Source organism: Campylobacter concisus (assembly GCF_002913545.1).
Taxonomy (GTDB): Bacteria; Campylobacterota; Campylobacteria; order Campylobacterales; family Campylobacteraceae; genus Campylobacter_A; species Campylobacter_A concisus_AV.
The window spans coordinates 1-528 of the sequence record NZ_PPBR01000080.1 but is presented as its reverse complement, the minus strand read 5'-3'; the positions used below and the strand labels follow the sequence as shown (position 1 = coordinate 528).

Here is a 528-nt window from a genome sequence, read left to right as displayed (position 1 = left end):
TGCCCGGGGCGCGCCACAACATCTTCGCGGGGGGGGGGTTTGCGGCTGTTTTTGACGTCTTGGGCTTGGGGATGGTTGGCGTTGGGGACATCAACCTGCCGTCAAAATTTAAAAACTTCATCAGCATAAACTCACAGAACAGCTCAGGCCTCATCGGCGTTTTCAACCTGGGTTTTGCCTCAGCGCTCATCGTCTCTCCTTGCGTGGCAGCACCACTGGCAGGCGCACTTCTTTACATCGCGCAAAGCGGAGACGCCATTTACGGGGGCATCATGCTCTTTGACATGGGGCTAGGCATGGGCGCGCCGCTTCTTGTGGTCGGGCTAAGCTCAGGCAAGCTCCTGCCAAGACATGGCGGCTGGATGGATGAAGTTAGAAAACTCTTTGGTTTTTTGAAGCCCATCATTGCAGTTTGGACCCTCGCAAGCGTGCGTGGAGCGTTTTTGGACCTTCTAGGATAGTGCGTCATAACCGTTTTTGTCGCCACTTATCCTTGTGTATCTGAGGCGGCAAATTGCCGCTGGCCGT

The 528-nt window shown here is 55.1% G+C and carries 1 protein-coding gene; it reads left to right on the top strand.

Annotation, left to right across the window (positions count from 1 at the left end; genetic code table 11):
• Positions 1-461, top strand: a 461-nt coding sequence (locus CYP05_RS04725; RefSeq protein ID WP_181001175.1) for a cytochrome c biogenesis protein CcdA, incomplete at its 5' end; no start/stop codon positions are given.
• Positions 462-528: the final 67 nt, after the last annotated feature.